This window comes from Pantoea sp. EKM10T (assembly GCF_011800685.1).
Taxonomy (GTDB): Bacteria; Pseudomonadota; Gammaproteobacteria; order Enterobacterales; family Enterobacteriaceae; genus Pantoea; species Pantoea agglomerans.
The window spans coordinates 419,733-437,489 of record NZ_JAALEU010000003.1 but is presented as its reverse complement, the minus strand read 5'-3'; the positions used below and the strand labels follow the sequence as shown (position 1 = coordinate 437,489).

Annotated in this window: 16 protein-coding genes and 1 pseudogene; 11 read left to right on the top strand and 6 right to left on the bottom strand. The window is 54.2% G+C overall.

Annotation, left to right across the window (positions count from 1 at the left end):
- Nucleotides 1-7: 7 nt before the first annotated feature.
- A complete protein-coding gene (locus HFD95_RS08530; RefSeq protein WP_010670548.1) occupies nucleotides 8-1,066 on the bottom strand; it encodes an SDR family oxidoreductase in 1,059 nt (352 codons plus the stop codon).
- Between the two features lie 97 nt (nucleotides 1,067-1,163).
- On the opposite strand from HFD95_RS08530, the gene HFD95_RS08525 reads away from it, so the two are divergent.
- From HFD95_RS08525 to HFD95_RS08520, 3 genes and pseudogenes are all read left to right on the top strand, one after another.
- The gene (locus tag HFD95_RS08525) at nucleotides 1,164-2,075 is read left to right on the top strand and encodes a LysR family transcriptional regulator (RefSeq protein ID WP_010246931.1); all 912 of its coding nucleotides are present in this window, start codon (nucleotides 1,164-1,166) and stop codon (nucleotides 2,073-2,075) included.
- Nucleotides 2,053-2,148 (top strand): annotated as a pseudogene (locus tag HFD95_RS22110) (transcriptional regulator); the annotation flags it as partial. The gene HFD95_RS08525 and the pseudogene HFD95_RS22110, both read left to right, overlap by 23 nt.
- Before the next feature lie 209 nt (nucleotides 2,149-2,357).
- The gene (locus HFD95_RS08520; RefSeq protein ID WP_163641174.1) at nucleotides 2,358-3,029 is read left to right on the top strand and encodes a hypothetical protein; all 672 of its coding nucleotides are present in this window, start codon (nucleotides 2,358-2,360) and stop codon (nucleotides 3,027-3,029) included.
- Between the two features lie 90 nt (nucleotides 3,030-3,119).
- On the opposite strand, the gene HFD95_RS08515 is transcribed toward HFD95_RS08520, so the two are convergent.
- Complete coding sequence (locus HFD95_RS08515) at nucleotides 3,120-3,971, bottom strand: Vmh family MBL fold metallo-hydrolase (protein ID WP_167430107.1); 852 nt, start codon at nucleotides 3,969-3,971, stop codon at nucleotides 3,120-3,122.
- A gap of 146 nt (nucleotides 3,972-4,117) precedes the next feature.
- On the opposite strand from HFD95_RS08515, the gene HFD95_RS08510 reads away from it, so the two are divergent.
- The 3 genes from HFD95_RS08510 (at nucleotide 4,118) to HFD95_RS08500 (ending at nucleotide 6,246) form a co-directional block, all read left to right on the top strand.
- Nucleotides 4,118-4,999, top strand: coding sequence for a LysR family transcriptional regulator (locus HFD95_RS08510; RefSeq protein WP_022624525.1), 882 nt, complete (start codon nucleotides 4,118-4,120; stop codon nucleotides 4,997-4,999).
- 38 nt (nucleotides 5,000-5,037) lie between these two features.
- A complete protein-coding gene (locus HFD95_RS08505; RefSeq protein WP_061703275.1) occupies nucleotides 5,038-5,457 on the top strand; it encodes a VOC family protein in 420 nt (139 codons plus the stop codon).
- 486 nt (nucleotides 5,458-5,943) lie between these two features.
- Nucleotides 5,944-6,246: a type 1 fimbrial protein gene (locus tag HFD95_RS08500; protein WP_061902348.1), complete on the top strand. Its 303-nt coding sequence runs from the start codon at nucleotides 5,944-5,946 to the stop codon at nucleotides 6,244-6,246.
- A gap of 316 nt (nucleotides 6,247-6,562) precedes the next feature.
- Here HFD95_RS08500 and gabP read toward each other — a convergent pair whose 3' ends face one another.
- Both gabP and gabT read right to left on the bottom strand, forming a co-directional pair.
- Nucleotides 6,563-7,978, bottom strand: a complete 1,416-nt coding sequence (gabP, locus tag HFD95_RS08495) for a GABA permease (protein WP_010246943.1) — start codon at nucleotides 7,976-7,978, stop codon at nucleotides 6,563-6,565.
- A 76-nt stretch (nucleotides 7,979-8,054) separates the two neighbouring features.
- Nucleotides 8,055-9,341 (bottom strand): 4-aminobutyrate--2-oxoglutarate transaminase, encoded by a 1,287-nt coding sequence (gene gabT, locus HFD95_RS08490; protein WP_010246953.1) that lies wholly within the window; start codon nucleotides 9,339-9,341, stop codon nucleotides 8,055-8,057.
- Nucleotides 9,342-9,451: 110 nt separating this feature from the next.
- Here gabT and HFD95_RS08485 point away from each other — a divergent pair, with 110 nt between their 5' ends.
- The 4 genes from HFD95_RS08485 to HFD95_RS08470 all read left to right on the top strand — a co-directional run bounded on the left by HFD95_RS08485 (nucleotide 9,452) and on the right by HFD95_RS08470 (nucleotide 14,609).
- Nucleotides 9,452-10,942 carry a PLP-dependent aminotransferase family protein gene (locus HFD95_RS08485; RefSeq protein ID WP_181955259.1) on the top strand — a complete coding sequence of 497 codons (1,491 nt, stop codon included), beginning with the start codon at nucleotides 9,452-9,454 and terminating at the stop codon, nucleotides 10,940-10,942.
- A 97-nt stretch (nucleotides 10,943-11,039) separates the two neighbouring features.
- Complete coding sequence (locus HFD95_RS08480) at nucleotides 11,040-12,416, top strand: glycoside hydrolase family 10 protein (RefSeq protein ID WP_241773177.1); 1,377 nt, start codon at nucleotides 11,040-11,042, stop codon at nucleotides 12,414-12,416.
- Nucleotides 12,417-12,499: 83 nt separating this feature from the next.
- Complete coding sequence (locus tag HFD95_RS08475; RefSeq protein ID WP_022624518.1) at nucleotides 12,500-13,240, top strand: nitroreductase family protein; 741 nt, start codon at nucleotides 12,500-12,502, stop codon at nucleotides 13,238-13,240.
- A gap of 166 nt (nucleotides 13,241-13,406) precedes the next feature.
- A complete protein-coding gene (locus HFD95_RS08470) occupies nucleotides 13,407-14,609 on the top strand; it encodes an MFS transporter (protein ID WP_010246959.1) in 1,203 nt (400 codons plus the stop codon).
- A gap of 63 nt (nucleotides 14,610-14,672) precedes the next feature.
- On the opposite strand, the gene HFD95_RS08465 is transcribed toward HFD95_RS08470, so the two are convergent.
- Both HFD95_RS08465 and HFD95_RS08460 read right to left on the bottom strand, forming a co-directional pair.
- On the bottom strand, nucleotides 14,673-14,888 hold the full coding sequence (locus tag HFD95_RS08465; RefSeq protein WP_010246960.1) for a YdgH/BhsA/McbA-like domain containing protein: 216 nt from the start codon (nucleotides 14,886-14,888) through the stop codon (nucleotides 14,673-14,675).
- Between the two features lie 109 nt (nucleotides 14,889-14,997).
- On the bottom strand, nucleotides 14,998-15,915 hold the full coding sequence (locus HFD95_RS08460) for a LysR substrate-binding domain-containing protein (protein ID WP_022624428.1): 918 nt from the start codon (nucleotides 15,913-15,915) through the stop codon (nucleotides 14,998-15,000).
- 161 nt (nucleotides 15,916-16,076) lie between these two features.
- Here HFD95_RS08460 and HFD95_RS08455 point away from each other — a divergent pair, with 161 nt between their 5' ends.
- A complete protein-coding gene (locus tag HFD95_RS08455) occupies nucleotides 16,077-16,757 on the top strand; it encodes a type 1 glutamine amidotransferase domain-containing protein (protein ID WP_167430105.1) in 681 nt (226 codons plus the stop codon).
- The last annotated feature ends 1,000 nt before the right edge of the window (nucleotides 16,758-17,757 follow it).

Sequence of the window (17,757 nt, the reverse complement as noted above, 5' to 3'; positions counted from 1 at the left end):
CGGATCATCACGGAATGATCCGGGCCGCCCGGAAGCGGGCAAACAGATCGCAGAACATCTTATCCGTTGCGCGATAACCGTGGAATCCCGCCCGCCGCAGTTTGCTGCCGTCGCCAAACATGTCGTAATCCCAGCCAAAAACAAAATCAGCGAAGACACCATCACTGAGCGCCAGAATATCGGGCTGGAGCAGCGCGTCGGCAGCGGCGATTTCCCGCCACAGCGCACGATAATCCTGAAATAGTTGCCGGAACGACAGCGAAACCGGCGGCGCGATCTCCAGTTCAAACCACGCTGCAATGACCGGCCATAGCTCACTCCAGCGCCAGAGATCGCCGTTGTTGATATTAAACGCCTGATTGCGTGCGTCAGAAGTGCGTGCGGCCCAGATCGTCGCGTCGGCCAGCAGAGTGGCATCGGTAAAATCGACCATACTGTGCCAGGTTTCCGGCGAACCGGGAAAGCGTAAGGGCAGCCGCGCCGCGCGACAGATTGAGGCGTACAGCGCCAGGCTCAGCGCCAGGTTCATGCTGTTGCCCGGCCTGTCACTGCCGACCACACCGGGCCGCAGCGCACTCCAGTGCCAGGCTTTACCTTGCTGTTGTGCGCTCAGCCAGTTCAGCTGCGCGACGTTAAACTCAGCACCCGGTACACCAGGATCGCTTTCCCGCGCCGGCGTTTTAAAGCGTCCGAGATGGGCGCCATACACCTTGTATCCCTGCATCAGGCTGACATGCTCAAGTGGTGCGACATCCTCCATGGTCTGAACCAGATTTTGCAGCATGGCAAGATTCGGCCCGACCATGGTTCCCCAGTCAGAAGCGTTCAGCCAGGCGCTGTAAAAGATATGCGTGACGTCGGTGAGTGATGCCAGCCGTTGCTGGCACTGCTGGCTATCGCGCAGATCAACCGCAATCACCTCTGTGCCGCTGACTGCATAGTCTGACCGATGCGTCAGTGCTTTGACCTGCCAGTGGTCTGCTACCAGTGCCTGACTCAGTTGCTGACCGACAATCCCGCTGGCACCCGCCACCAGCGCAACCTTCTTATCCTGCGTCGTTTTCATGATCATTGCCCTGTTAAGAGAGAAGCTGCATTCTCACCTGCGTTTATTTCTGATTAAATCCCCTGAACCGGATGTCACTTATCAGGAAAATCAATAAATGCAGAACAAACTGAATGCGATTCAGACCTTCATCCGGGTTGCTGAAGCGGGATCTTTTTCGGCGGCGGCCCGGCAAAACGGCATGAAGCAGTCGGCGGTAAGCCAGCAGATTGCCGCGCTTGAAGAGGCGCTGGGGGTTGTGTTGCTGCACCGCACCACCCGCAAAATGGCGCTGACGGAGCAGGGTCAGCATTATCTGCAGCAGGTCAGGCAGCTGCTCAGCGCGATGGAAGAGCTGGAGCAGCAACTACGGCCTGAATCGCAGCCTCTGCACGGCAAACTCTATATGCAACTGCCGAGCGGCATCGGGCAGCGGCTTATGCCGCATCTGATTGCATTCCAGCAGGCGCATCCCGCGCTGCGTCTGAATATTGCGCTGGAGGATCGCCTGTCGGATCTCATTGGTGAAGGCGTTGATGTGGCAATCCGCCTCAGCGAATCGCCGCCCGCTACACTGGCTGCCCGTTCACTCACCACGGTTGAAACCGTGCTGGTGGCTTCCCCTGAGTGGATAGCGCGAAACGGCACGCCGCAAACTCCCAGTGACCTGCAGCACCATCCCCACATACGTTTTAGCGGCGTATCGCCCGATGCGCCGCTGCAGCTGGTGTCCGCGACCACGAGGGTGTCTGTGCCGGTGGAAAGTGCTTTTCGCTCTAACAACAGTGATGCATTGATGCAGGCCCTTGAAGCGGGGCTGGGGATCGGTGGGTTACAAACACTTATCGGCGCAGACGCGCTGGCATCCGGCCGACTGGTGCGGGTTTTACCGGACTGGCGGCTTCCCGACCGTTATCTTTATGCTGTTTTCCCCGATGCCCGCTTTATCCCGGATAAAGTGCGGAAGCTGGTCACGTTGTTAACTCAGGAGCTGGTGCGGTTGCAGGGAACAGGGCAGGGCGAGACCTAACGCCCAGGCTGTTTTACTGATCCGCATGGTGCAGCAGAACCCAGAAACGCTGAAGACGCTCGCGAAGCTCTGACAGGCCAGCCCGTATGGCTGGCATCCTGTTTCATTATCGATGCCTCCGGTTTCCCCTCGCTGAAGAATTTAAAAGCCCTCTCCCCCGATCCCGCAGTCCGTTTCATGCCACCCGCCAGATTTTAATGGGGGTCACATTCAGACCAACGACACTTTTCACCCTGATCAGGGCGTGGCAGGATAAGCGCAATCTATCAAGGAGTGTGCCTGATGTTACTGAAAGGTATGAACGATCCGCTGCTGAAAGCGTATCAGCATCCCAAATCACGGATGATGATCAGCCGTTTCAGGGGGCTGGCGGGGGATCGAAGACTCAGTGACTGGCAGGCGTTCTGTATTCTGGTCACCGGCTTTACCAATTACTGGTATGTGCATGCAGGTCACTACACCATTAATGTCACACTGACTAAAACTCGCCAGTTCGACTTCCTGCAGGACTTTCTGCATTTCACGGTTACGCTGGATGGGTTAATTGGTGATGAACATTTTCGTAGTCCGGATTTTGTGCTGCCCCATTATGATGTGCCCTACGAATTCTGCCGCTGGCGTAACAAGCGCGGCTATGATGCGTTAACCACTTATATCAGTAAGCAGGGGTTGAAATCCCATAAAGGGATATTTGTCGCCTCAGAAGGGGCTTCCCCGGAAGAGCAGGTGATGAAATGGGAAGGTGTGGTCAACGTCTATGACAAAACCTTTTTTAGCGTGACTAACTTCAGCACCACTCAGGAATTTCTGATCAAAGACATCAGTAGATCCATACAGGAAGGATTGCTGAAGCACCTGAGTTTTTACCGCGATCTGTTTCACTATATCTTCCCCTCACCAGCGGAGGCGCGGTTGCAGGCGCGCGATGACAGGCGCTATCTGGCTAAAAGATAGCGCCCGGGCATCTTTAGATCAGGTCAATGGGTTCAGCCGGGTCTGCTTAAACGTTGCAAACCCGGTAGTCAGCTGACCTCTCAGCGGGATTTACCACTTCATCTCGCCGGTATTGACTTTGGCGCTGAGTTCCAGTGAAGCCGGTTCTGCCAGTTTCGGCCAGGCGGCTTTCATGGCGGTAATCACCTGCGCTGAGGTTTTATGTTGCGCCAGCGCCGCCTCAAAACTCTTCAGATAATTCAGGGTGAAATCCACCGCCTGTGAACCGGCCGGACGGGCACCGAGATAGTGACCCGGAATCACGTTCTTCGCGTTCAGCGTCTGCATTTCGGTCAGGATATGACGCCACTCAGCGCGGCTCTGAACGGTCTGAGTGTCAGCCGTCCAGACATGAATGCCCGAGGAGAGGGCGGTACCGCCCAGAATGGTGCTCGCAGACGGGATCCATATATAAGCGGCGTATTGCTCCGGATGACGCAGCTCCAGCACCTCGCCGTCGACGCTAAAGCGGGTCTGATGGGTCACTTCAGGCACGACCACCTTATCCGGCGCGCCCTGCTTCATCTGTGGACCCCAGTATTTCAGCTTGGCGTCATGCGTCTGCTGGATATGCTTCACCACCGCCGGCGCGGCAACCACCTTCACGTCCGGCCAGGCTTTAACAATTGGCTCCAGACCAAAGTAGAAATCGGGATCGCCAGAAGTGATCACAATTTCCTTTAACGTTTTTCCGCTCTTTTTAATCATCTCTGCCAGTTTTTCACCGTCCTGGGTGCTGAACTGGGCATCAAACAGAATCGCTTCGGTTGGCCCACTAACCAGCGTTGAGGAGACGGCAAAGATGCCCTTTTCCTGCGGATTATAGGTTTGCAGTTGCAGGGTGGCCGCGCTGGTGGAGGCCGAGGCCAGCACCAGCATCACAGGTAACAGCGTAGTTTTCATTGAGGATCCTCAGAGATAAATGCCCGACTCAGGCAGGCGTAACGGGCGATGTTCAGTATCAGTGGCGCTATTCTACGCATCTGGCTATCTGTTAGAATTCCCGCAATCAGAGATGCTGAGTTTCATAATCCGAACAGGTGGAGTGGATGGACAGAGTCACGGCGGCAGCCGTTTTCAACCGGATATGTGAACTGGGCAGCCTGAGTGCCGCCTCACGATCGCTGGGGATCTCTCGCCCGATGGTCAGCCGTTATCTGGAGGAGATGGAAAAGTGGGCGGGAACGCGTCTGCTGCATCGCTCTTCGCGCCAGCTGACCCTTACGCCTGCCGGTGAGGCGATCCTGCAAAAAACCCGTCAGCTGGCCCTGATCTCAGAGGCGATCCAGCAGGAAACTACCCAGGGCGTCCCGGCCGGAACGCTTCGCATCGCCTGCGCCCACTTTACGGCTCTTCATCTTGTCGGCCCGGTGATCCCCGATTTTCTGGCGCGTTATCCGGCACTGCGCATCGAGCTGGAAATTAACAATCAGCCAGTAAGCCTGATTGGTGAGCGTATCGATCTCGCTATTCGCATCACCGACTCGCCAGAGCCGGGGGCGATCGCGCGCCGTCTCGGCGAATGCCACTCGGTACTCTGCGCCTCACCTGAGTATCTTAAGGCGCGGGGTAACCCGGAAACCCCGGACGATCTGGCTCAGCATAACTGCCTCTACTACAGTCGCTTTGCCGGACAGAGCTGGCATTTTACGGCGGCTGGCGGGGAGAAAATCGCGGTTGCCGTCAGAGGAAATTTCAGTGCGGGTATCTCTTCACTGTTGTGTGACGCGGCGATAGCGCATTGCGGGATAGCGATGGTGCCTGAGCAGGAGGCTCGCCACGCACTGGAAGCAGGGAAGCTGGTAAAATTACTGCCCGATTATGAGCCGCAACGTATTGGCATATGGGGGCTTTACCTGTCGCGTGAGCACCAGTCTGCCGCACTGCGGCTGATGCTGGATGAGCTGCAAAGCAGAATCCAGAGCCGGTGATGAGAGGGGAGAGTTACCGATCAAAATGGAACCTTACTATGAGTGATAATCAAACCCTTTACTGGAACCCTATGGTGCCAGAACTGACCGTCACTGACTTTACTGCTTCGCTGCATTTTTACACCGTGGTGCTGGGTTTCAGTGTGAGAATACAGCGCCAGCAGCCTGATTTTGCTTACCTCTGCTATGGAGAGGTGCAATTGATGATTGAGCAGTTCCATCCGCAGGGCTGGAACATAGCCGATCTGCGCTGGCCGCTGGGGCGGGGTATTAATTTCCAGATTGAAGTCGACGATGTTCAGGCTGTACTGATGCGTTTGCAGCAGCATGCTGTTCCGCTCTATCGGCCGCTTCGGGACAACCACTATGACATCGGCGAGACCACCGCCTGTCAGCGGGAGTTTCTGGTGCAGGACCCCGATGGTTATCTGCTGCGTTTCAGCCAGTATCTGGAATAAGCTGAACGTGTTTTGGCAATATTAATCAGCAGGAGAATGGCTTGAGTAAAATAGACATTCTCTTCGGATATTTTATATTGACTGTTCAATCATGATCAACGGAAGCCTTTAATAGCAGCGTAGTAAAGTCATCTAAAGCGCGAAGAGTTACCTGCTGTTTACCACCGTCACATTAATCATGACCTTTTCCACTAACGGAAGGCGCTATGCATAGCGTGTTAACTATTGCAAAGCGTCATTAAGTCACAGGCGGCCGTGATTTGCTGCTACAAAGCCATAATAAAAAAATGAATGTAAGAAAGAAAATTTATCCAGCGATGATCTACACTCTCGTTAGCTGGCTGGATTAGGATTATTCTCAACAAAGGTTTTTAAGGGATTTCATTGGGCTAAGCGTTCGTACATTTACATTTATTCGTTCACTCAGCACTTAATCTTTGGGAATGTGAGCCGATAACAGGTGATACATACTCAGGAGGACGCACAATGAAATCTTTTTTATCTGTCGGCATTAGCACGCTGCTGATTGCCCTGGCCGGACCGGTTATTGCGGATTCAAATTCAGGCATGCTCACCTTCAGCGGAGCCATTACTAATGGTTCATGTAATATGAATGTCGGACAAAATCCTGTCGTGTTTGACTGTTTTGATCCCGCCAGTGGTAAGGCTGTGGCCACTACTGCTGACCTGATGAATCGCGAATTGCTGACCAAATTACCCCTGGAATTAAAAATGCACTGGTTTAATCCTGAAAAGAGCAAAGGGATACTTTACGTTACCTATCTTTAACGCTTCTCTTGAGGTTTTATTCTGAACGACAGTGCAATGCCTTAGCAGCAACGGTGACATGGAACCTAAAGATATAAACCCATAACCAATACAGGGTTTATCATTAAGTCACTAAGAGCCAGTGAAGTATCTTCTTTGAAATTTTTAAGTCAGCATCGGGGAATTCATTTTACCGGATTGATCATCAGATAGTGTGCGCATCTTATTAAACCCCTGCATAATTGAGGGTTAACACGCGTTGCATCTGTTGATATGCAGAAAAACCCCACCTTTGCTGTCAAAGGTGGGTTTAATTTATAAAAAGCTTGCGTGAAGATCAGTAAGAGTCAGAAGAGCGCTGAGTAAAATATTTCGTGTTCTGACGCTTCTCCTTTTTACGACGCAGCACCAGGCTGGTGGTAATAATCAGCAGCGTCAAACCGCCGGTTGCCAGTAATTCAGCCTGATGTTTCGCATCAAACAACATGATTATCAGCACCGTGACGATAAACAGGATAGTGACCCACGTCAGGCCAGGAAATAACCACATCCGGTAACTCAGGACTTCACCCGCTTTCTCGCGCTTTTTACGCAGCACCAGGTGGGACGCAGCGATCACCAGATAGACCAGCAGTGCAATCGCTCCCGACGTGGCCAGTAAAAATTCAAACACCACGCTGGGCGCCAGATAATTGGCGATCACCGCCAGAAATGCAGCCGCGGTAGAGAGCAGCACAGCAATCCACGGCGTGCCGCTGCGATTGGTGCGTGAGGCAGCCGCCGGTGCATCTTTGCGGCGTGACAGAGAGTAGAGCATGCGCGAAGAGGTATAAAGTGCAGAGTTAAGACAACTGCACACCGCCATCAGCACCACCAGATCGACAATCAGTCGGGCGTGCGGGATGTTCATCGCCTGTAACACCGTCTGCCATGAACCCTGTTCAACCAGCCCTGGCGCATTCCACGGCACCAGCGCCACCACAAAGAAAATCGACAGCAGATAGAACAGTGCAATACGCCAGATGACGGAGTTAGTCGCCTGAGTAATCTGCTTGCCGGGATTCTTCGACTCTGCGGCGGCAATCGTGACAATTTCTGTGCCCATAAAAGAGAACATGGTGGTCAGGATGGCAGCCACTACCGCGCCGATACCATTCGGCATAAATCCGTGAGTGTCATAGAGATGCGACAGGCCGCTGGTATTGCTGTCAGGCAGCAGACCAAACACTGCCGCACCTGCCACGCCCAGGAACAGGATGATGGCAACGACCTTGATCAATGCAAACCAGAACTCAAACTCACCATAATTTTTCACGCTGAGCAGATTAGTAATGGTCAGCAACAGGGTGATAGCAAACGTGAACTGCCAGATGGCGACATCGGGGAACCAGGCATGAAGAATGGTTCCCGCCGCATTGGCTTCCAGCGGGATCACCAACACCCAGAACCACCAGTAGAGCCAGCCGATGGTAAATCCGGCCCAGCGTCCCAGCGCTTTATCGGCGTAGGTTGAGAACGAGCCTGAATCGGGTGAGGCGACGGCCATCTCGGCCAGCATCCGCATAATCAGGACCACCAGCGCACCGGCAGCGGCATAAGAGATCAGCACCGCGGGGCCCGCTTCAGAAATAGCATGGCCGGAGCCAACAAACAGCCCGGCGCCAATCACGCCCGCAATTGAGAGCATACGCACGTGGCGCGGTTTCAGGTTTTGAGCCAGCGAATCTGCATTCGCACTCTGAGTCATCGTCATGTAAACGTCTCCTGTCGACGTCCGGCCTGGATGGCCGGACGAACGGGGATGAACTTGCGTTAACGCGTCAGCGAAATCAGGCCGGGACGACGGGATGTCCGGCGGGTGCGACACAGAGATCGATCACCGTGGAGAGAATGGTCAGCGCCTGGCTGAACTGCGCATCCGGAATGGTGAGCGGGTAGAGGAAGCGGATGACGTTGCCTTTGGCTCCGCAGGTCAGCAGCAGCAAGCCCTGTTCCATCGCCATCTTCTGAACCGCCTGCGCGGTGCTGGCCTGATAGAACTCCATCGCCACCATCGAACCCAGCGCACGCACTTCAGCAATATCCGGATGTTTGCGTTGATGTTCCTGGAGTTCTGCTTCAAGCCGGGCACCGAGATCAACGGCGCGCTGGCAGAGCTGCTCCTCTTCTATTACATCCAGCACCGCATGGGCCGAGGCGATAGCCAGCGGGTTTCCGGCATAGGTTCCGCCCAGACCACCTGGTGCAGGTGCATCCATCACCTCTGCACGACCGGCGACCGCGGAGAGCGGCATCCCGCCTGCCAGGCTTTTCGCCATGGTGATGATATCGGCCTTCACCGGGTAGTGTTCCATGGCAAACAGCTTGCCGGTACGGGCAAATCCACTCTGGACTTCATCCGCAATCAGCAGAATGCCGTGACGGTCAGCCAGCTCCCGCAACTGCACCATAAACTCTGCAGGTGCCGCATGGAATCCACCTTCGCCCTGCACCGGCTCCAGCACGATCGCGGCGACGTCATGGGGCGCAATGTCCTGCGTAAAAATTTCTTCAAGGCTGGTCAGTGCCGCCTCGATGCTGATCCCCTGAACCGCGCTGGGATAGCGTGCATGGAAGACTGACGGCGGCATCGGGCCGAAATCTCGCTTGTAAGGCGCCACTTTTCCGGTCATCGCCATGGTCATAAAGGTGCGGCCATGGAATGCGTTACCAAAGGTGATGATGCCGTGGCGGCGGGTATAGGCACGCGCCACTTTTACGGCATTTTCTACCGCTTCCGCCCCGGTGGTGAAGAAGGCCGTTTTCGCCGCACCGGCGATGGGAACCCGCTGATTAATACGCTCGGCCAGTGCGATGTAGCTTTCGTAAGGGGTGATCTGGAAAGCCGTATGGGTAAACTTTGTTAATTGATCGGCAATCGCCTGTTCAATGCGTGGATGGCGGTGGCCGGTGTTCAGTACCGCGATGCCGCCCGCGAAGTCAATCCAGCTATTACCCTCCTGATCCCATAAGGTGGCGTTCTCTGCCCGGGCAACGTACCAGTCGCACAGCGTACCGATACCTTTGGGGAGAGCCTGTGCTTTGCGCTGCTGCAACAGGTTATTTTTTTCGCTCATTTATTCCACCTCGTTAATATGCGTGTTTACAATTCCCGACAAACACGTTTATTTATGCCTGAGGCGTGGTGAGTTGCCAGAGCCAATTGTCAGAGGAAAGGTGGAGCCAATTGCGACTCTTATACGCAGATCATCTATTAGCGCGGTTACAGTTTTTAAGAACTGGCTCATTACATCAGCGGCTGCTGAACTGCATGCAGGCCGCGATCGCTGAAGAGGTGTTTCCGCGCGGAAGCCGTTTACCGCCAACCCGCGATCTGGCGCGCGAACTGGGCGTGTCGCGAAACACGGTTATGCATGTTTATGAGAGCCTGATGGCGCAAGGCTATGTTACCGCGCGGACCGGCAGCGGCACCTGGATTGCAGAGACGCTGCCGGAAAACTCTCTGCAGAGTGATGCAATTGCCGACCTTCAGGCGGTGAAGGCGCAACGACCGGCAACGCTGTCGAAGCGGGGTGCCAGTCTGCTGGGTCACGCTACAGCATCGCCTTACCAGTGGGGCGCGTTTGTCCCTGGCGCGCCGGATGTGACCGAATTCCCCCATAAGCTGTTTAGTCAGATTCAGGCGCGTCTGAATCGCGAACCTGACGTTCACCGCCTGGTCTACAGCAGCGGCGGTGGCTGTCCCGATCTGCGCCATGCGCTGGTGGATTATCTGCGGGTGGCACGCTCAGTGCGGGCCGATGCTGACCAGATCCTGATCACCGAAGGGGTTCATCAGGCGGTTGATCTGGTGACGCGGGTGTTGTGCGATCCTGGCGATCGGGTCTGGATGGAGGAGCCCGGCTACTGGGGAACACGCAATCTGCTGCGCATGAATGGCCTGAAGATTCGGGCGATGCCCGTGGATGAGCAGGGACTGGTGCCGGACAGCGGCCCGCCACCCAGGATGGTGTTTGTGACGCCCTCTCATCAATATCCGCTGGGTGTGCATCTAAGCCTGGCCCGTCGTCAGGCATTGCTCACCTTTGCACGTCGCCATCAGAGCTGGATTGTGGAAGATGACTACGACAGCGAATTTCGTTTTTCCGGCCAGCCTCATCCCTCACTGCAGGGGCTGGAAGCGGATGCGCCGGTCATTTACATGGGAACGTTCAGCAAAACGCTCTATCCCGCGCTGCGCATTGGCTACATGGTGGTGCCGAAACCGCTGGCACAGCCGTTGCGCATCGCCGCGGCAGAGCTCTATCGCGGCGGACATCTGCTGATTCAGCGTGCGCTGGCGGAGTTTATCCGGCTGGGCCATTACATGGAGCATATCCGCCGGATGCGCCTGCTTTACCGCCAGCGGCGGCAGTTTCTCTGCAGGCTGATCGAGCGCTATCTGGGGCCAGCCTTTTTACCGGCATTCAATCATGAAGCGGGACTGCATCTGGTGATCCCGCTGCCAGCAGGCGCGGATGACGTGGCGATAGCCGCGGAGGCGCTAAAGCGCGGCGTCAAAGTACGGCCACTTTCGCAATATTATATGCACCCTCAGGAGGCGCGCGGATTGCTGCTGGGTTACGCCTGCGTCAATGAGCGGCAGTGTCAGGATGCGTTTGGCACACTTAAAGCCTGTCTTGCGTCCGCCGGAATGGTATTCACTCCGCAGCGCTAGCGGGTTCAAGGGTGCTTTTTTTGAAGGAGGGCGGTTTTACTGCCGCCTCTGTGCTAACGCATTGACATTTAATCAGAGTCACCGAGAATACTCCTCTTTGCGCCCCGACCAGACAATACTGGAGTCTATCATCGCCTTTAAACCCTTTACTGCACCGGCCCGTGCGGCTATTAAGCGAGGCGCCGCGCTGGCTGCCGCGTTGTTGCTGGTCAGTTGCGCATCTGAGCCGCCGAAATCGCTGGTCACACCTTTTCCGCCCGTGACGAAACAGCCGCTACCGACGCCTGGCAAGCCAGCACATCCTCATGCGCAGGAACCGATGCGGGGTGTCTGGTTAGCCACGGTTTCGCGCCTTGACTGGCCGCCCGTTGCGTCGGTGAATGGCACCAATCCGGCGCAGCGTATCCGCCAGCAGCAGCAATCACTGATCGAAAAGCTGGATAAGCTGAAAAGCCTGGGCATCAACACGGTGTTTTTCCAGGTTAAGCCTGATGCCACTGCGCTCTGGCCCTCAAAAATCCTCCCCTGGTCAGATATGCTGACAGGAAAAATTGGTGAAGATCCGGGCTATGATCCGCTGCAGTTTATGCTTGATGAGGCGCATAAGCGCGGTATCAAAGTCCATGCCTGGTTCAACCCTTACCGGGTGTCGGTAAACACTAAATCGTCTACCGTCAGCGAACTCAACCGCACGCTGTCACTGCATCCGGCCAGCGTTTTTGTGCTGCATCGCGACTGGATCCGCACTGCAGGCGATCGCTATGTGCTCGATCCGGGTATCCCTGAGGCGCGTGACTGGATCACCAGTATTGTGGCCGAGGTGGTGGCGCGTTATCCCATCGATGGTGTGCAGTTCGATGACTACTTCTATGCGGAATCTGCCGGTTCACTGCTCAACGATAATCAGACCTTCAGCCGCTACGGTCAGGGGTTTGCCAGCAAAGCGGACTGGCGGCGTCACAATACTCAGCAGCTGATTGAGCAGGTGTCACGTACCATCAAACAACTGAAGCCGGACGTGGAGTTTGGTGTCAGCCCGGCGGGCGTCTGGCGTAATCTGTCGCATGATCCTGCCGGTTCCGATACCCGCGGAGCGGCGGCGTATGATGAAGCTTTTGCCGATACCCGCCGCTGGGTGCAGCAGGGCTTGCTGGATTACATTGCACCTCAGCTCTACTGGCCTTTTTCCCGTCAGGCGGCCCGATACGATGTGCTGGCAAACTGGTGGGCAGAGGTCGTGAAACCGACCAAAACCCGGCTCTACATCGGCCTTGCTCTCTATAAAGTGGGCGAGCCGTCAAAAGTTGAGCCTGACTGGACACAGCAGGGCGGCGTACCGGAGCTGAAAAAGCAGCTCGACCTTAATGAATCGAACCCCAATATTGATGGCACGATTCTGTTCAGAGAGAACTATCTGAATCAGCCGCAGACTCAGCAGGCGGTAAGCTATCTTAAAGGCCGCTGGGGAGGCTAAGAAACGCCGCGACAGCATGACCAGTGCGGTTAAGTTTTTCCCTGTGACTTGCTGCTATTCTTGCGCTTTATATGGGAGGAACCATGAGCGAACTGATTGATATTTTTACAAGTCACAAAAGTGAACGCAGTTTCACTGAGCAACCTGTCGATGAAGCTGTGCTGGATCGGATTATCAGTACCGCTTATCGCGCACCGACATCAGTAAACTCGCAGCAGGTTTCTGTGGTGATCACGCGTGATGCCGGACGTCGCGCACAGATCGCCGCCATTGCAGGCGGTCAGCCGTGGATTGCCAAAGCACCGGTGTTTATCACCTTTGTACTGGATATGCATAAATCAGCCGTGGGAATGGCCGCTGTCGATCAGCAGCAGATCGCCCATCAGAGCATTGAGAGTATCGTGTCGGGTTCTACTGATATCGGTATCGCGCTGGGATCGGTAATGGCGGCTGCGCGTGCCGAAGGTCTGGGGATTGTGCCCATTGGCGGTATCCGTCGCGACCCGCAGGCGATGATTTCACTGCTGGAGCTGCCGCCACTGACCTTCCCGGTAGCGGGTGTGGTAATCGGTCACGTAGACGAACCGGCTCATCAGAAACCACGTCTGCCTCTGGCAACGTTCCGCCATGATGAGACTTACCAGACGCAGGGTCTGGAGCAGCAGATTGCAGCCTACAACGATGAGATGGTTCAGCACTGGAAGACGATTGGTCGTAATGACGGTGAGAGCTGGAGCGAAAGCGTCAGCGGTTACTATAAAAACATCTACTTCCCGAATGTACTGCCAGCACTGCTGAAGCAGGGTTTTGGCACAGATAAATAGTTCGCTCTCGTTATTGAGTGAATAGAAAAAGGCCATCCGTAGCGTTTACGGGGGGCCTTTTTCATTTTGTTACTATAACGAAAGGTGACTTTCCACGTCGTAACACATAATTTCCCTTTTAACCGAAGCGCAACTGCCTCTAACACTTACCTTCCAGGGAAATAACATGTCTCAGCGTTCACTCTACGCGCTCTGTTTAATGAGCTTTTTTCTGGCCGATGTCCGCGACGGCCTGGGGCCATTTCTGGGCATCTTTCTTACGGAGCGACACTGGCAACCCGACGAAATCGGTCTGGTAATGACCTGTGGCGGTATCGCTGGATTACTTGCCACGCTACCGGCAGGGATCGCCGCCGATGCGACCCGTCATAAAAAAATCATTGTGCTGCTGGGCTGTCTGGTGATTACCGTTGCCACACTGCTGCTGTGGTACAGCAATCAGACCTGGACGGCGATGGTCTCTCAGGTTGTAGCAGGCCTGGCTGCGGCGTTTATCGGCCCGACTGTGGCGGGGATCACCTTAGGGCTCACGGGTCAGCGCGGCTTTAACCAGCAGATGGGACGCAACGAGGCGTTTAATCATGGCGGGAATACGATTGCTGCATTGCTGGCCGGTTTTTCAGCCTGGTACTGGGGCATGGGTGCCGTTTTCATTCTTATGACGGTAATGGCGGTTTTCGCTGCTTTCGCTACGCTGGCAATTCGCGGAAATGAGATCGATAACGATGTGGCGCGCGGTTATGAACCGCATGAAGAGCGTCAGCCAGCGCTGCACTTATCAATGTTGTTGCGAAACCCGGCGCTGATGATCGCCGGTTTGACGCTGCTGCTGTTTCATCTTGCCAATGCCGCGCTGCTGCCGATGCTGAGCATGCGCGTCGCCTCGGCAGGCGGCCAGGCGGCGATCAGTCCGGGCCTTTACGCGGCGGCAACGGTGGTGATTTCCCAACTGGTGATGATCCCGGTCGCGCTGTGGGTATCTAAACGCGTTGATACGCACGGCTATCGCCTGTTTATCATGATCGCCCTGATGATATTACCGCTGCGCGCGGTTCTCGCCGCCGGCTTTGCCGGGCCGATTTTTGTCATTCCGGTTCAGGTTCTGGATGGTATTGCGGCCGGGATTCTCGGTGTGGCGGTGCCAGGCTATATTGTCTCCCTGCTGCGGGGTACGGGTCATGTTAACGCCGGGCAAAGCGTTATTATGCTGATGCAGGGCGCAGGTGCCGCGCTGAGTCCCGCCATGACGGGCATGATCGCCGCACGTTATTCTTACAGCACCGCGTTTGCGGTACTCGGCGCAATTGCGCTGGCAGCGCTGATTCTATGGTGGCGCACCGGTAGCGCCCCAGCCGCCCGTCTGGCCTGATCGGACACAAAAAAGGCTGCCCATTGGGCAGCCTCTTCTGGCAAATCCGTTTGCGACCATCCGTTATTTATACAGTTCTGCGGTCATGTGAACACGGTTGTTGGTGTTCGCTTCCGTAATTTTATACTGCGCACCCTGTTCCTGAGCCTGAGCAGCAATTTTTGATTCTGCGCCATCCAGTGTGGATGAGGTGACAGAAACGCTCTCGGCAAAGCTGCCAAAAGAGATCAGAGAAAGAGTTGCGAGTGCGGCGATTGAAAGTGCTTTTACGTTTTTCATGGTCATATTCCTGAGTTATGAATTGGGAGGATGTTTGCCTCCGATGGGAATAATAGTAACTCAGGTTATGATATCAATATTAACTATTAGTGCGGCAATGGTGACCGTGCTAATTGTTTATCTGAGGATCAGACAGCGACTGTGCCGTCTCTGTAATCAACGTCCTGAACCAGCGATGGGCAGGATCGTCGCGATAGCGTGCATGCCAGCCCATTTCAACCGGAAAGGTGCCCAGGTCAACCGGCGCGGGAACGATTCTGAGCCGCTGATCGCGTGAAAGATGCTGACAGATCAAACGCGGCAGGGTCGCGCAGTAGTCCGTGACCGCAATCATTTCCGGCACGGCCAGAAAGTGTGTGACGGAGACTGCAACCTGACGACGCAGGCCTCGCTGTTCAAGCGCCTGATATAAACCGGCGCGCATACGGCCAGGCGGCAGAACGTTGACGTGCTTTAACTGCTCATATTGCTCCGCGCTGAGGTTTTCGCCCACCAGCGGATGATCGGCGCGTATCACGCAGGCCAGACCTTCATTCATCAGGTGCTGAACGACGAGATTGTCGGGCGGCTCCACGATACGGCCCAGCACCATATCGGTATTACCTGAAATCACACCGGTTTCAGTGACGTCATTGCCAAAAGGAGTGAGGCGGAGTCGGATGCCGGGCGCACAGCTCCTCAGACGAGCCACGATGGCAGGCATCATGATGAATTCGACATAGCTGTTAGGCGCAAGCGTGAAGAGCCGGGTGGCATGAAGCGGATCAAAGTCCTGCTGGCCAAGAATAACCTTGTCGATCGATGACAGCGCAGCACCGACCACCTGAGCCAGCTGTTCCGCTTTCGGCGTCGGTCGCATCCCGTAACGCTCGCGGATAAATAGCGGATCGTTGAGCGTTTCACGCAGCCGGTTTAATGCATTAGAAAGCGCCGGCTGGGTTATGCCAAGCCGTTCCGCTGCGCGGGTAACGTTGCGCTCTTCCATCATGACCAGCAAAACTGGCAGTAAATTCAGATCGTATTTCATTAAGCTATAATGCTATGTGAATAACTGAAATTGAAGAAATAAATTTCATAAATATTCGTAACCCCGCCATGATTAACGGGTCAACGCAGAAGATAGCGGCTCAGACGCTGGTTCTGACTATCCTTACACCTGAAACCGACTAACTGTTATATGGAGCGGAAATGAAAATTTTAATGGTTTTGACCTCGCATGATGAGTTGGGCACCACTGGCAAGAAGACCGGTTTCTGGCTGGAAGAGCTTGCGGCACCTTACTATGCATTTCTTGATGCGGGCGTAGAGATTACCCTGGCTTCACCGAAGGGCGGACAGCCTCCACTCGATCCAAAAAGTGATGAACCCGATTCTCAGACTGATGAGACCCGCCGCTTCCATGCCGATTCTGCTGCTCAGGCAGTACTGGCCTCGACCGTCAAGCTTGATACTGTTGATCAGGAAGCGTTTGATGCCGTTTTCTATCCAGGCGGCCATGGTCCTTTATGGGATCTGGCAAACGACAAACACTCCATTTCGCTGATTGAGCAAACCCTGCAGGCGGGCAAACCGGTTGCGCTGGTCTGTCATGCTCCAGGTGTCCTGCGTGATGTGAAAAATGCTGATGGCACGCCTCTAGTCAAAGGAAAGAAAGTTACTGGCTTCACGAACAGTGAAGAAGAGCGCGTTGGCCTGACTGAGGTGGTGCCGTTCCTGGTTGAAGATGTGCTGAAACAGAACGGGGGTCTCTACTCACGCGGTGATGACTGGCAGTCCTATACGGTTCAGGATGGCTTGCTGATTACCGGTCAGAACCCAGGTTCATCAGCCGAGACCGCGAAGGTTTTACTGGCAAGCCTGGCGAAATAAAGATCTTTACAGCATGCTGAGTTTTGAGGGCGCCTGCGGGCGCCTTTTTTTATTGCTACCGTTAAGTGTCAGGATAGATAGTGACCTGCTTAATTATTCAGGTTGAATAGATTAGGGCTCAATTTTTCTTAACATTGATAATAAATTTACGGGCGTTTCAGAGCTAAATGATTGCCTGAAAAATTCACTGCAAATATAAACATGTTTTTAAAACCAGTGTTGACATCGTTTTTTATATCCGTAGAGTAGGACTCATCAGCGGCGTGCAGTTGCCCTGATAAACCGGAAATAAAAGTGTTTCGAGTAAAGTAAAAAGGCCCGACAAATTTGTGAGTTGAACTTGTCGGTGGTTCTGTTAAACATTGTTCTTTAAAACTGTTCGTTAGTTAAGATAACCCTGTTAAATGGAGTCGAAGTTAGTCTTTAAGAAGTATGTAGTATCGCGTCGCGATGATGTAAGGCCTCGTAGTTCTGAACGTTACGTTACGACAGGATACGATTGCGGTTTAAACGTCGTAATGAAAGTAAGGCAACGCATCAAAGAGTATATATCGCGATGGGGGTGTGCAGATTTATACGGGCCTGACCTGTCTTTGTCTCATAAAAGACTATCAGGTGGTTGAAACCGTTAATAATAGTGACATTTCAGTATTGTGATCATTATTATCCGCAGGATCTGTTCATAAATAGCAGTACCGAAGTAGTACCTATCAATTAAGTTAGTTAATGGTAAACGTAAAATCTGTAGTACCTTAAAAGCCCTGGCTATTTCAGTCAGGGCTTTTATCATTTTACGATGTCTGTCAGTTCTTTTCAGAACGTAAATGTGACTAATTACCATTACCAAAACAGCTTTTAAAAAAATAACCTGGGTGCTTCACGCGCGGTTTATTCTTCTGCTATTTTTTCCTCAGTTCAACACTCTCTTTCCTGATCTCCCCAGCATCAATTTTTACCCCGCTATCGACATAGTAAAGCGCGATTTTGCCTTTTCGACGTC